Source organism: Flammeovirgaceae bacterium SG7u.111 (genome assembly GCA_034044135.1).
GTDB lineage: Bacteria > Bacteroidota > Bacteroidia > Cytophagales > Flammeovirgaceae.
The window spans coordinates 6,983,301-6,997,102 of the sequence record CP139021.1 but is presented as its reverse complement, the minus strand read 5'-3'; the positions used below and the strand labels follow the sequence as shown (position 1 = coordinate 6,997,102).

Annotated in this window: 10 protein-coding genes; 7 read left to right on the top strand and 3 right to left on the bottom strand. The window is 39.8% G+C overall.

Annotated features, from left to right (window positions below):
* Positions 1-174 precede the first annotated feature (174 nt).
* On the top strand, positions 175-1,890 hold the full coding sequence (locus R9C00_26955; GenBank protein WPO35340.1) for a serine hydrolase domain-containing protein: 1,716 nt from the start codon (positions 175-177) through the stop codon (positions 1,888-1,890).
* 6 nt (positions 1,891-1,896) lie between these two features.
* Here R9C00_26955 and R9C00_26950 read toward each other — a convergent pair whose 3' ends face one another.
* Positions 1,897-2,613, bottom strand: a complete 717-nt coding sequence (locus tag R9C00_26950; protein WPO35339.1) for a pyridoxine 5'-phosphate synthase — start codon at positions 2,611-2,613, stop codon at positions 1,897-1,899.
* A 183-nt stretch (positions 2,614-2,796) separates the two neighbouring features.
* Here R9C00_26950 and R9C00_26945 point away from each other — a divergent pair, with 183 nt between their 5' ends.
* The 4 genes from R9C00_26945 (at position 2,797) to trpA (ending at position 5,410) form a co-directional block, all read left to right on the top strand.
* The gene (locus tag R9C00_26945) at positions 2,797-3,249 is read left to right on the top strand and encodes a GatB/YqeY domain-containing protein (GenBank protein ID WPO35338.1); all 453 of its coding nucleotides are present in this window, start codon (positions 2,797-2,799) and stop codon (positions 3,247-3,249) included.
* A gap of 125 nt (positions 3,250-3,374) precedes the next feature.
* Complete coding sequence (locus R9C00_26940) at positions 3,375-3,935, top strand: CvpA family protein (GenBank protein ID WPO35337.1); 561 nt, start codon at positions 3,375-3,377, stop codon at positions 3,933-3,935.
* 32 nt (positions 3,936-3,967) lie between these two features.
* Positions 3,968-4,534, top strand: coding sequence for an aminodeoxychorismate/anthranilate synthase component II (locus R9C00_26935; protein ID WPO35336.1), 567 nt, complete (start codon positions 3,968-3,970; stop codon positions 4,532-4,534).
* Positions 4,535-4,615: 81 nt separating this feature from the next.
* Positions 4,616-5,410 (top strand): tryptophan synthase subunit alpha, encoded by a 795-nt coding sequence (gene trpA / locus R9C00_26930; GenBank protein ID WPO35335.1) that lies wholly within the window; start codon positions 4,616-4,618, stop codon positions 5,408-5,410.
* Here the strand turns inward: trpA and R9C00_26925 are convergent.
* Positions 5,407-7,737: an ATP-binding protein gene (locus tag R9C00_26925; GenBank protein WPO35334.1), complete on the bottom strand. Its 2,331-nt coding sequence runs from the start codon at positions 7,735-7,737 to the stop codon at positions 5,407-5,409. The genes trpA and R9C00_26925 overlap by 4 nt on opposite strands.
* Before the next feature lie 200 nt (positions 7,738-7,937).
* On the bottom strand, positions 7,938-8,279 hold the full coding sequence (locus R9C00_26920; GenBank protein WPO35333.1) for a translation initiation factor: 342 nt from the start codon (positions 8,277-8,279) through the stop codon (positions 7,938-7,940).
* A gap of 231 nt (positions 8,280-8,510) precedes the next feature.
* Here R9C00_26920 and R9C00_26915 point away from each other — a divergent pair, with 231 nt between their 5' ends.
* Together R9C00_26915 and R9C00_26910 are read left to right on the top strand one after the other, a co-directional pair.
* Positions 8,511-9,326, top strand: coding sequence for a queuosine precursor transporter (locus R9C00_26915; protein ID WPO35332.1), 816 nt, complete (start codon positions 8,511-8,513; stop codon positions 9,324-9,326).
* A 214-nt stretch (positions 9,327-9,540) separates the two neighbouring features.
* The gene (locus R9C00_26910; protein ID WPO35331.1) at positions 9,541-13,788 is read left to right on the top strand and encodes a PAS domain S-box protein; all 4,248 of its coding nucleotides are present in this window, start codon (positions 9,541-9,543) and stop codon (positions 13,786-13,788) included.
* Positions 13,789-13,802 lie beyond the last annotated feature (14 nt).

The window sequence follows — 13,802 nt, the reverse complement described above, 5'->3', positions numbered from 1 at the left end:
TTAAACTTAGTCGAAAGTGAACAATAATTTGAGAATATGGGATTATTATAGAGAGGATGTGAATAAAAACCGACAGATAGGGCTGGGGTAAATTGCTGGAAATGAAAGCTGTGTGGTTTTTATGTTTTTCTCAAAGCCATGCAGCCTAACTACCAACACTAAAACCAGGTAATTATGAAGACTTTCCGCACTCGCATCGTTAGTTCGCTCACATTTGTCATGTTTCTGGCATCGTTGCCTCTTTTTGGGCAACAAAAAATCAGCGATGAGCTTCAGAAAAAAGTCGATTTTATTTTTCAGGAATGGGATAAACCTACTACGCCTGGAGGAATTATCGGGGTTATAAAAGACGGTGACTTGATTTATACGAAAGGCTATGGCATGGCCAATCTCGAATACAATATCCCTATTTTTAATAAAACAGTTTTTAGGGTAGCGTCTATTTCTAAGCAGTTTACGGCAGCGTGTATCCTTATGCTGGAGGAGCAAAACAAGCTTTCGCTGGACGATAAACTGTCCGACTATTTTGAAGGGTTTCCCGCCTATGCTGACCAGATTCAGGTGAAGCATTTATTGTATCATACGAGTGGTTTGAGAGATTTTTTTAAGTTGGCTATGCTTTCGGGCTATAATGAGCAAGATCGCTTTACTTCGGAAGAGGTATTGGAAATGATCAAAAGGCAAAAGAACCTTAATTTTGAACCAGGTACGGATATGCTCTACAACAATTCGGGCTATTTTCTGCTTGGTGAAATCGTGAAAAAAGTGGCGGGGGAGGGTATAGGTGTTTTTGCTCAAAAAAATATTTTTGATCCGCTCAAAATGTTCAACACCCATTTTCACGATAACCACAAAATGATTGTAAGAAACAGGGCTTCGGGCTATGCTAGTGGGGAAAATGGAGGATTTGAAATTTATATGTCCAACCTGAGTATTATTGGTGATGGAGGGCTTTTTACTACAGTAGAAGATCTTGCCAAGTGGGATTGGAATTTTTATTATAACCGTTTGCCTATCACTAATTTTACTCAAAAAATGCAGGAAAAGGGAAGGCTTTCCAATGGGGAAAAGTTGAGCTATGCAGCGGGGTTGGATCATGGAGAGCATCGAAGTATTAAGACAGTCGGTCATAGCGGGGCTTTTGTGGGGTTTAGGTCGCAGTTGCTTAGGTTTCCAGAATTGAATATGACGGTAATTTGCCTCTCAAATGTGAGTAGTCTTCCTGCAACGAAGCTAGCTTACCAAGTAGCGGATGTTATGCTAGATAGCTTAAATATTGAAAGCCAGCTTTCTTTGGAGGTACTAGAAGTAGAGAGTCGTAACCCCAAACTAAAACTGGAGTTACAAGAGTTGGTGGGAAATTACGAATTAGCAAATGGGATGGTGGTGAAGCTTTTTACCGAAAAAGGGGAGTTTTATATCGATTTTTTGGGGCAAATAAAAATGCAGCTTTTTGCCAAAAGCAAAAGTGAGTTTTTTGCCAAAGAAATAGATTTGAGCCTTGCTTTTATTCCATCCAAAGAAAAAGGGGGCTCAAGTTTTTGGTTGAGCCTGAACGGAAAGAAGATTTTTGCTGAGAAAGCGGCAAGCCAATATGGAGTTGATTTGAATGAATTTGTGGGTACCTATTACAGCGATGAGCTAAACGCATATTACAGTATTTCGAGGGTAGGCGATAAGCTTTTCCTAAAGGTTGGGAATAAACTAAAAACCCCTTTTTCTATGATAAAAATTGATAAATGGGCGATGGAAGACGGCCTGGCGAGCTTCCATAGAAATGCAGAAGGGGCTATTACTTCCTTTGAAGTGAAAGCAGGCCCCATCAGAAAATTGCATTTCATAAAGCAAGTAGAAAACTACTCCACAGCTTTAGGAATAAGAAGGTTTTAATATGGTTTATGTAAGCTTTTTGAGGTAGAGCTGGATTGTGTTTTCCAAACCCAAATAAAGCGCATCGCTTATCAGTGCATGGCCGATTGAAACTTCATCCAACCCTTCTATTTCCTTATAAAAATAGTGGAGATTTTCAAGGCTTAGGTCGTGCCCAGCATTTATCTCTAAACCTAGTTCTTTGGCAAGCTTTGCCGCCTTTTTAAATGGAGCGATTGCTGCTGCTTTATCTGTCATAAAGCCAGTAGCGTACGATTCCGTATAAAGCTCAATCCTGTCTGTGCCGGTTGCGGCCGCCCCTTCTACCATTCTTTCATCAGGGTCTACAAAAATTGATGTCCTAATCCCGTTTCGTTTGAGTTCGGCTATAGTCTCTACCAAATAGGCTTTGTGTGCAATAGTGTCCCAACCAGCATTTGATGTGATGGCTCCATCCGTATCGGGAACTAATGTGGCTTGGGTAGGTTTCGATTGCAGAACCACTTCCATATACCTCCCTTTCTGAGGGTTGCCTTCTATATTGAACTCGGTGGTTACAATTTCCTTCAAGTCGAACACATCGGCATAGCGGATGTGCCGCTCGTCGGGGCGGGGGTGTACGGTGATGCCTTGTGCACCAAACCGTTCACAATCCTTTGCCACATTTACCACATTTGGCATATTTCCACCGCGCGAATTTCTCAGCGTGGCTATCTTGTTTATATTAACACTTAGCTTTGTCATACCTTTTCCAAATTTAGAATCCTTCTGCGATTTAATATATTTGTAGAAAATAATGAAATTCTTTGTTTAAGGACTTCTAGTAATAGAAATTGCCATTTGCTATTTTAAATTGGCAAGTCTCATTTTAGAGCGAAGAAAAAATTGATCTTTTTAAAAAGAAATTTTTATCCAAAACCAATCATAATGTCATTAAAAGAGAAAGTTGAAGCGGCAATGAAAGAAGCGATGAGGGCAGGTGACAAAAAAGCACTTGTAGCTTTAAGGGCCATCAAGTCGCTCATCCAATTAGCCGAAACCGAAAAACCTGGCTACTACGGTCTTTCTGCCGAAACCGAAATCCAGATTCTTAATAAAGCAGTAAAGCAGCGTAAAGATTCTGCCAATATATATATGAACAATGGTAGGGAAGAATTGGCCCAAAATGAGCTTGAAGAAGCAAAAGTAATTGAGCAATTTTTACCACAGCAGCTTGCTGAAGAGGAAGTTGATAAGATAGTGGGGGAAATAGTAGAGAAAACAGGCGCTAGCGGAATGAAGGATATGGGCAGGGTGATGAACGAGGCAAGGGCCGAAATAGCAGGTAGGGCTGATGGAAAGCGTATAGCCGATGCGGTAAAAAAAGCACTTGCAGGTTAATTTTATAAAGTAGAAAACTGCTTTTCAATAAGGTATGTTATCTTTGATAAAGTATTGATTGAATAGAAAAACAATTATTAAAACTCACTAACCGCTTTTTATTCATCACATTATAATCGAACAAAGTGGAGAGCTATTTTTCGTCTTACATAAGGGTTGTCGATTTAGTATTGGCATTTTTTATTATTTGGGGAGCCTATAAAGGCTATCAAAAAGGTTTTTTGGTAGAGCTTATTTCTATCGTTGTATTTGTGGCAGGGGTCATTTTGATCTTTTTTGCCATAGCCAATGTTTTTATGAGTGCTGATAAAGCCTTGGATATGAATTCTCCTCGGATAGCTAAATTTGGGTTTTATGTTCTATTTTTTGTGTTGGGCTCTTTGGCCCTCAACAAAATGACGAGGGCAATTCAAAATAAAATAGATTATTCAATCTTCGACAGTTTCGACAATTTTGCCGCAATGGTACTTGGGGGACTTAAGTATGCCGTGTTCTTGAGCATATTCCTTGGGCTGTTGGATGCGGCAGGTTTACGACTTCCCAAGGATATCACCGACGATACTAAAATCTATCCCATGTTACTCGACTTTCAGATTTGGCTAGTGGAAACTGGCAAGATACTCTCGCCTTCTATAGGAGAGCTCTACGATGATATTAGGGCTATGCTCGACCCTAAAGGAGCTTAACGTTCATTTCTAACACAACCAAATAACCGATATTGATCTTATTACTCGATAATTTCGATTCTTTCACTTATAATTTGGTTGATTATTTCGGGCAACTCAATATCGAATGCGATGTGCTTAGAAATGACTTTCCCTTAAAAAAAATAAAGGCTGGGAAGTATCACGGGGTGGTTTTGTCCCCTGGTCCAGAAATCCCTCGGAAAGCAGGTAATTTGATGTCGGTGTTGGAACATTACGAGCAAAAGTTGCCAATTCTAGGTATTTGCTTGGGGCATCAAGCTATAGGGGAATATTTCGGGGCGGAGTTGGTAAAGGCTGAAAAACCTATGCACGGGAAAATTTCTGAAATTTGTTGCATAGATCAAGATATGTTCAAGGGCGTTCCTCCAAAAACAGAAATTGTTCGCTACCACTCGCTCATTTTGCAAAATATGCCGCCTTCATTAGTGCCAACAGCGACTACTGCAAAAGGGGAAATAATGGCAATGAAGCATTTGACATTACCTATTTGGGGATTGCAGTTTCACCCAGAAGCAATCTTGACTACTTTTGGTCTGAAAATGCTGGAAAATTGGGCAGAGACCTTTCAAATAAAATAAACTGAAAATGGAGTCAATTTCACGAAAGTCAAACTGAAAGTTTATTTTTGGGCTCGAATACTTCTAAGAGTTGAATTTAAGATGATGGAACTGATACAAGAAAATAGAATAGATGCTGCCTTCAAAAAGGGAGGAAAAGTTTTAAATATATATTTCACAGCTGGTTTCCCAAGCTTTGAAGATACAACTCGGATTATAAAAGCACTCGAAAATGCCGGTGCGGACATGGTGGAAATAGGTATGCCCTATTCCGATCCTGTGGCCGATGGTCCTACTATTCAGGAGAGCAACCAAAAAGCGCTAGATGGGGGAATGACCATCGCACACCTTTTTGAGCAGCTTGAAGACATCCGTATGGAAGTGAATATTCCTATTATTTTGATGGGCTACCTCAATCCAGTAATGCAATACGGTGTAGAAAAGTTTTTGGAAAAATGTGCCGAGATAGGAATTGATGGTACTATTTTACCTGACATGCCCCTGCCTGAGTATGTGAAAGACTACCAAAAGCTCTATAAGCATTACGGTATCCATAATATTTTCTTGATCACTCCCCAGACTTCAGAGGAAAGAATAAAGCAGATTGATGAGATGTCTGGAGGGTTTATCTACATGGTAGCTGCAAATAGCATTACGGGGGCAAAAGCGAAAGTAGAAAATACTCAGTTGGCGTATTTTCAGAGAATAGAGAAGATGGAATTGCAAAACCCGAAATTAATTGGTTTTGGGATCTCGGATAATAAAACATTTGAGCAGGCTTGCAGCCATGCCGACGGAGCTATTATAGGCAGTGCGTTTATCAACCTTCTAAAGAACAGTGATGATTTAGAAGAAGACATCACAGCTTTTGTAAAGAAGGTTAAGGGGCTTAGTTAACAGTTTTCGCCAGTTAATAGCTTTTCTTTACATTGCTTCATTTCAGCAAAAATCTGTTCGATATGTCGCTGTACTTTTTCGATGGAAAGAATAAGGTCGGCATGTTTGGCTTGGGGGTCTTCAACTAAATTTCTGCCAACTTGCAGCTCTTTGATAACAGATTGAGCTCCAATAAGTTTTAGTACGGATTTTGCTTTGTGCGCATTTTGCCTGTAACTGTTTACGTCATTGCTCAAAAGACTTACCTCGTATATTCTTGTGAACTCTAATAAGGAGTTTTCTGCTGTTTCGTAGAATTGGTTGAAAAAATCCTCACTTCCATTTATGATGGAAAATAAGTTTTGAGGTTCCCAAAGTTTATCGAGATCGAGAATTTGTCCACTATCGACGAATTTTTTGCCCAAACTTTGTTCGTCTAATTTGTAATATTTTGTCATTGTATTGTAAAAATCATCTGGATGGAACGGCTTCTGAATGTAGTCGTTCATACCTGCGTTAATTACCTTTTCTTTCACATCTTGCATAGCTGAAGCTGTTAGTGCGATGATAGGCAGAAAAGCATAATCTCCGCCCATTTTCCTGATGATTTTTGTGGCTTCATATCCATTCATTTTAGGCATTTCCAAGTCCATCAGTACGATGTCGTAATCTTTCTTTTGTACCCGTTCTACGGCTACTTTGCCATCTTCGACAATGTCGATAACTGCACCCCATTTTTCTAAAAAGCGTCTTGCTACAAGCTGGTTTATTCGGTTGTCTTCTACCACAAGTACGTTTATCCTTTTCAAATCGTACACTTTTGGCAATGATTTAGGTGAGGTCCTTATATTTTTGTTCACTTTATCGAAAGAAAGCTCAAAGTAAAACTGTGCGCCTTTCCCTTCTTCACTAGTTAGATTGAGATCGCTTTTTTGGAGCGACAAGAGCTTTTTTGCAATGGGAAGTCCTAATCCTGTGCCACCATATTTTCTGGAAGTGTCCGGGCTAGCTTGGGTAAACTGCTCAAAGATTGCATGTTGTTTGTCTTTAGGGATGCCGATACCCGTATCGGCAACCGAGAAGTATATCTGTACAGTATTTCCTTCTGTTTCTTTTACTTCAATATCTATAGTTATTCCGCCTTTCTCGGTGAATTTAATAGCATTACTCACCAAGTTGTTTAGGATTTGAGTAAGTCGAACTTTGTCTCCCTTTACAAAAGTTGGAATATCGGCATCCAGCTTGAGTTTGATGCTGATGCTTTTTTCTTTTGCTTTATGGGCAAATGCTTCTTTAACATCTTCGGCAACTTCCCTAAGTGAAAATGGAATATTTTCAAAAGTGAATTTTCCCGATTCCAATTTATTATAGTCCAAAATATCATTGATGAGTACCATTAAGTTTTCCGCAGAAAATTTAAGAGTACGCAATGGGGTTACTTGCGATGGCTTTGGGTTTTCACTGAGCAGGAGGTGTGTCATCCCAATTACCGCATTCATAGGAGTGCGGATTTCATGGCTCATGGTCGAAAGGCAAATCGACTGAGCGTATGCAGCTTCCTCAGCTTCTGTTTTTTGTTCTATCAGTTTATATTCAGCCTCTTTTGTAGAAGTAATGTCTTGGATAGTCCCAATGAACTTGCAAACATTTCGGTTGCAGTGAGTAGGTTTTACAGCCGTCCTAAGCCAGATTTTGGTTTTTAGGGCAGTAATAAATTCAAGGTCAAGGCTAAAGTTTTTTGAGTCTACAAAAGCTTGTTTGAGTGCTTTTATGAGTTTGAACTTCGAGCTGGGGGTGAAGAAATTTAAGGCTTCTTCAAAGGAAAGGTCATGGCCTGTTGGCAGCTCACAAATATTATAAACACCATCGGTAAGGGTGAACTGTTTGTTGGTAAGTTCAAATTCCCACCCTCCTACTTTAGAAACTTTTTCTACTTCGTGTAGGATGTTTTCTAGCTGTTTTTGTCTGGTAATATCTTCGGCTATGCCAGCTATTTGGTAAAGTTCACCCTTTTCATCAAACACAGGGATGGTTTTGGCAGAGATCCAGCGAATAGATTTGTCAGCTCTTATAATCCTATAACTCTCTTCAAATTGGGTTTTCTTTGATAGGAAAGTAATATGGCGTTTGATCACGCTTCGCCTATCAGTAGGGTGGACTAGTTCGGTAAATGAGCTTGGGTTTTTAAAAAGAACATCTCTGCTCATTCCCCATAAATTTTCAAAAGCTGGGCTTACATAGAGCATTTTTTGCGATTTGGCATCTCTCACAAAAAAAACTTTATCAAGCTGTTCTATAAGTGCCTTGAAATTTTCAATCTCAGGGCTGAAGTTTGTGTTGGTAAGCATAAGCTAGTGGATTCGTACTCATTTACTATAATTTTAACTTTAGGAAAAGTTTAAAATTTTAAAAAATAAACAAGACCAGCTCGCCAGTAAGATATGTTAACTTCTACATGTGTTTTCTATAATTAAAAGCTGAAAAATTAGGATATATCCATGTTATAGGTGGTTTAATACTATTTTTTTACCCACCTGAAAGAGTGAGGTTAGCCCACCCTTTTTACTTTGTATCCATCATTTTTTAGAAGCTCGACTACTTTGTCCATGAAACTCCCTTGGATTATAATTTCTTCGTTTTTTGCAGACCCGCCTACACCACATTTCGACTTTAGTTTTTTTGCCAAGGCCTTCAGATCATCTTCAGTTCCTACAAAGCCCGTCACCAATGTGGCTACTTTTCCCTTGCGCTGTTTTTTATCAATCTGAACTTTCAAGTTTTGCTTTTCAGGAGGAAGAGTTTCCGCTCCATCTTCAGATGAGTTTTCATATTCATAATCGGGGTTGGTAGAATACACCACGCCTAATCTGTCTTTCCAATCTTTTGCCATGATTTTATTTGTTTAGTTAGAAACATCAACTACTACAAATTTAACAAAATAAGCGAAGCAATGCTTTTTGCCTTTTTTACAGTGCTCCAATGCCATTTTGTTTTCCAAAAGAATCAGCTGGATGAATTGTAGAAAGGGTATTGTATATTTGATAGCGAAGAAACAATTCTCTTCAATCCTGAATTTAGTTAGCATACATTCATTTTATTGAACCTAAATAAAACTAATCTTTTGGCACAACTTAAAGCGGTAAGCTATACACCCCTAGAGCTTAGCAAAAGAAATATTTTGCTTCTTGTATTGTTCGGTATTTTTCTTTCCAATGCCCTCATGGCGGAAGTATTGGGAGTTAAAATCTTTTCTTTAGAAGCTTTTTTGGGCGTTAAGCCAGCTCAAATCACTCTTTTTGGAGATTTTGTGCTTGATTTCAACCTTACGGCAGGTGTGGTGCTTTGGCCTGTGGTATTCATCACCACCGATGTGATCAATGAATATTTTGGAAAGAAAGGAGTGAGGCAAATTTCATTTCTTACGGCGGGGCTTATTGCCTATATGTTTTTGGTGATAGTAGTGCTCACCGATCTGCCCCCAGCCCAGTTTTGGATAGATGTAAATAGTGTAGATAGAGATGGAAACCTCTTTAATATAGATAGTGCTTACAACACTATATTTTTACAAGGCTTGGGGATTATCATTGGTTCATTATTGGCTTTTCTTATTGGACAGTTAGTTGATGTTGCGGCTTTCCAATACCTCAGAAAATTTACAGGTAGTAGCAAAATTTGGCTAAGGGCAACAGGATCAACATTGATCTCACAGCTTATAGACAGTTTTGTGGTGCTTGGGGTCGCTTTTTATGTTTTTGGAAATTGGTCGCTAAAGCAGGTAATAGCGGTCGGGATCATCAACTATATTTATAAATTTTTTGTAGCTGTGGTACTTACCCCATTGCTGTACGTGGTCCATCATTTTATTGATAAATACTTGGGAAAAGAACTGTCGGATAAAATGACCGAATCGGCTGCGACAAGTGGCTTCACAGGTTAGCCCATAGGTCATGGATCTGCCTTGGCCGATCTTCCCCTGTTATTTCCATATTCTTTAGTATATTCACTTTGGAATATTAAACAGAACATACTACTATTAGCTATACAACCTGTTACTTAGCTTCGAAAAGCTAGAGCTCGCCTTTTCATTGGTCACAGAAGTTCTTTATGAGCATTTGTATCGGTGGCTGGGTTAGGATTGAAAGAGAATATTTATGGAAAAAAAACATATAAAGTACCTTGAGAGCACCCGCTCTTATAAAAGCCTCCTCATTTTTATTTTGGGCTTCCAAGCAGTGGTTTCCACAGGCTGGATAGTTTTCGATAATTATAGTTCGTATGTAGAAAATGAATCTACTACCAATCTTATCTCAGTAGGTACATCTGTAGCAGGAGTGCTGATTGTGCTCTTGGTTTGGGTCTTGCTAGACGGAAGTTTCCGAAGCACCTTTAGAAGGTTTACGGATATTCTGAAAGAAAAAAATGATTATCAAAAAGAGGTAAACGAAAATAACTACGAGCTGCATTTGCTGGAAGAAAGTTTTACCGATGCAATAGGCGAACGAGACTTTTACGAACAGCCTGAGTACTTTACCGAAAAAGCGGCAGCGATGCTCAAGGTGAATTATGCAAGTATTTGGTTGCTCAACGATGCGTTTGATAGCTTGAAATGCCTCGATGTTTTCAATGCCGATGGTCATACTCACGAAAAGCACGATAAACTTAGCCAAGTAGATCACCCTAACTTTTTCAGGTCCCTACTAAGTGAAAAAGATATTGCTGCGGAGCATACCCACGGTCACCCGTTGTTGGCAGATTTAGAGGATGCATATTTTTCTGGGCATAGTACCGTAGCGGCATTTACCACCACATTGTACCATAATAGCAAACCGATAGGGGTTTGCATTTATGAAAATAAGAACAACATCCGGAAATGGTCAGAGAGCGAAATAGCACTCGGGCGGCTCATTGCCCAAGTGATTTCTTTGAGCTATCGCGAACATGAGTGGCTCAAAGCCAGTACCGAACTCAGGGAAGAATCTGGCAAGCTCGAAAAGTTTTTTCACGGAGTAGATACGGCCATTGCAAAATTTACCGTAAAAAGTCCTTTTAGCACCGCTGAAGTAAAGCCTGACCAAGTCGCCCTGCTTTCGGAAAGTGTAATCAGTATGTATAATGATGCATTTCTAGGGCTTTTTGGGTTGAGTCAAGATGAAATAGTGCCTGGTATGTCGCCCCTTAAACATTTCTTGGGTAAAGAAAACCACGAAGAGCTCATTCAGAAATTTATTGGGAAAGAATATGTGTTAAAGCAGGAGGTGAGCTATTCGCTTGAAAATGGGGAGACTCAGTATGTGCAAAGAAGCCTGTTGGGGGTAGTTGAGCAATATTTTGTAAAAGAAGTATGGTTGGTAGCAACAGATATTACCACTCTTCGCAGGCGAGAATCATTTTTTGATACCATCAACCGCTATTCTTCCAAATCTATATTAGTACTAGATAGCCACAATTCGGTGATTTATGAGAATCAGGCAGCCAAACATGCCTTCAAAGGGTTGGTGGGAAAAGATACGTTTTTCGAGTACATACACGAAGAGGACAAGCTTGAGATCAGATCGGTCTTGGAGGAGGTAAGGAGAGAACAAGAGCCAAAGAAATGTGCTTCAATTAGGTACCGTTTTGCCGAAGGAAAAGGCTGGAGCAAAGGAGATACCGTGCTGGTAAACCTAGAAAGCGATAGCCCTTTTGAAGGGGTGATGATAGAAATTGATGATGTAACTGAAAGAGAGAACCAGCTTGTAAACAGTAAAAAAGAGCTTAAAAAGCTACAAATGTTGCAAGAAAATATCCCTACTCCTATCAGTGTATTGAACAGGCTGGGAAATATCGTTTTTGAAAACCAGGCGATAGAGGCATTTTACGGTTATTCGCAGCAAGACAGGGTTGGTCGAAGTGGACTCGATTTTATCCATTCTAATGATGTGTCAAAGGTTCAAAACCATTTGCAGTTGGCTAATTCAGATGCAAATTATTCGGGGACGGAACAGATTAGTTTTCTGTTGGCAAATGGAAATTGGGAAAAAGTAGAATTGATTATAGCCTCTTTGGGAGGTGACCCTGACTTTAGCGTGCTGATGTCGTTTAATAAAGCGGTATCAGGAGTTTCGGTGAGTGCTCCTGCAAGTACCAATGGAGAAGGGACCTTATGTAAACAAGTACTCCAAAAAGCGAATAGGGTCTACGTATTTACCGATGCCAATGGGAAAATAACCTTTGTCAACAATGCTTGCTCAAGCCAATTAGGCTTCAGAGTTGAAGAGTTGATAGGGAAAAGCTTGCTGGATTTTGTGCCAGCAACTGAAAAACTTGCTTTGCTCCGCAACATGCAATACCTAGAGGCAGACCATTCGGCTACGCTCGACCTCGATTTGCAGTTCAAGCATAAATCTGGCAACTGGGCGCAAGTTGAGGCACATGGGGGAAGCATTACCAAAGAGAAAGTTTTCACAGGGCTGCTTTTTCAGCTCGATAATGTGACCGAAAAGAAAAAAGAAGAAAAAGAACTTTCGTTCAAAGCAAGTTTTTATTCTGCATTAGTTAAAAATGTGTCATCTGTACTGCTATTTATTGATGAAGATTCCACTATCAAATATGCTAATAATGCGGTGAAAATGCTTTTTGGGTATCAGCCGAAAGACAGCTTGCTAAAGTGGGTGCATTCTAAACATCATGAAGAAGTACAAAAAGCCATAGCCGAAACATCGAAAAGTAAGACAAAGGAGAAAGAGATTTCCATTAAGATCATGGACAAAGATGGTTTGTGGAAAAAAGTGAAGGTGATGGTGATAAATGCAGAGAAAAATTCAAGCTTCAAAGGGTTTATTCTCGAGATAAAATCGATTGATGGAAAAAGTGTGGAGATGCTGGAGAACCCCGCCCCCGCATTTGACTCAACGGAAAATATTCTTTTTCAAACGATAAAGAAAACCCCAGATCATCTCTTTATGATGCTCAATGACCAAGGCGATTTTTCTTATTTAGAGGGCGATACGGAGCGGCATTTGGGTTTGAAAAAAGAGGATGCCCTCAACATGCAATTCAGGGATATGCTGGACGAAATGTCGGCTGTAATCTATGATTTGGTAGTAACTAAGCTGAGTAAAGGCAAGGATAAGGTAATTCGTAAAGAGCTTCAAATAAAGACGCCCGAGCAGCAAAACAAATGGCTGTATGTCAGCTTTTCTTTTGTGAAAAAAGATAACTCTATAGCTGTTGTAGGTCAAAATATTACCAACCTCAAGCAATCTTTTGCTACTATGGAGAAGGATACGCTGTATGTAAGGTGGCTGCTCGATAATGCGACTGAATCAATTTTGCTGTGCAACGATAGCGGTGATATTTTTTATCAAAACGGTACTGCGAGGAAGCTGACCCCAACCAGTATTAGTTCGGTAGGAAAACTTGCGGCGCTTTTTGACAAAGAACAAAAAGGTGTTTTTGAAAAATTATTTTCCGAAGCTACTTCGGCAGGAAGAGGAGAGCGCGTTTCTCATAAAATTATTCTTGCCCAAGAGGGTGTGCAGAAATACTTTAACTTAAGCATCACTAACTTGCTTGAGGTACATGGGATAGAAGCCATCAGGATTGGCTTGAGCCCACTTGAAGCATCAGGAAGTGCTAATGATGCAGTTGCTGTCCCCTCGTTAGAAATTCCGGAAGAACCTACCGAAATGCAGGCAGAAATAAACGACTTTCCAGTGCCGAGCCAAAATGGTCAAGAACATGAAACCTCAGCATTTGTAGAAGAGCCAGAGGTACAAGAAGAAATTCCAATAGATGAAGTAGTTGCTGAGCCTGAAAAGCCACATCCTATTTTTCAGTTGAAGTCATTGATAAATAGTGGTGCTTCGGCTGGCGAGCTACAGGCTTGTATACAAGAAATAGTGGCTGTTCAAAAGGACGGAGATGTAGATATGGCTCAAGGAGGGCTAGTTGCCAATGTGGATAAAGTGCTGGAAGAACTGGAAGAAATAATGAATGCGAAGGAAGAAGAAATGGAGCTGCTCAACCTCAATGAGTTTTTGGATGCACTGCTTTCTTTGTACAAAGCAGATTTTCCAGAAGGACTGAGTACCCAAACTAACTTTGAGTTTGATGGTTGGATTTTTGCTGACCGAGTAGCTTTATTCCAACTTTTTGCTCCTTTGGTTTCTTTCTTGGCTAGTAGCCTGCCTTCCGAAGGAGAGGTGTGGTGGACGTTAGATAGAAATGAGATGAACATGACCGTTTCGCTCTCGGGTACAGCTATTACAGCAGCTTTAGGTGATAGCCTAGGAAATAATACTCTGCTTCAGAAGCCAAACGAAGTTCTTGCCAAGTATCAGGGGCAAATATTAATGAACGAAAGAGCTCAAGTGGGGACGGTATTAGATATCGTTTTGCCCCGTAATTTTAGGGTTTAATAAATCTATGCTTC

What these genes read in the sequence shown, in the direction of transcription:
- R9C00_26955 (WPO35340.1), top strand. Translation starts at nt 175, where the DNA reads ATGAAGACTTTCCGCACTCGCATCGTTAGTTCGCTCACATTTGTCATG.
- R9C00_26950 (WPO35339.1), bottom strand. Translation starts at nt 2,613, where the DNA reads ATGACAAAGCTAAGTGTTAATATAAACAAGATAGCCACGCTGAGAAAT.
- R9C00_26945 (WPO35338.1), top strand. Translation starts at nt 2,797, where the DNA reads ATGTCATTAAAAGAGAAAGTTGAAGCGGCAATGAAAGAAGCGATGAGG.
- trpA (WPO35335.1), top strand. Translation starts at nt 4,616, where the DNA reads ATGATGGAACTGATACAAGAAAATAGAATAGATGCTGCCTTCAAAAAG.
- R9C00_26925 (WPO35334.1), bottom strand. Translation starts at nt 7,737, where the DNA reads ATGCTTACCAACACAAACTTCAGCCCTGAGATTGAAAATTTCAAGGCA.
- R9C00_26920 (WPO35333.1), bottom strand. Translation starts at nt 8,279, where the DNA reads ATGGCAAAAGATTGGAAAGACAGATTAGGCGTGGTGTATTCTACCAAC.
- R9C00_26910 (WPO35331.1), top strand. Translation starts at nt 9,541, where the DNA reads ATGGAAAAAAAACATATAAAGTACCTTGAGAGCACCCGCTCTTATAAA.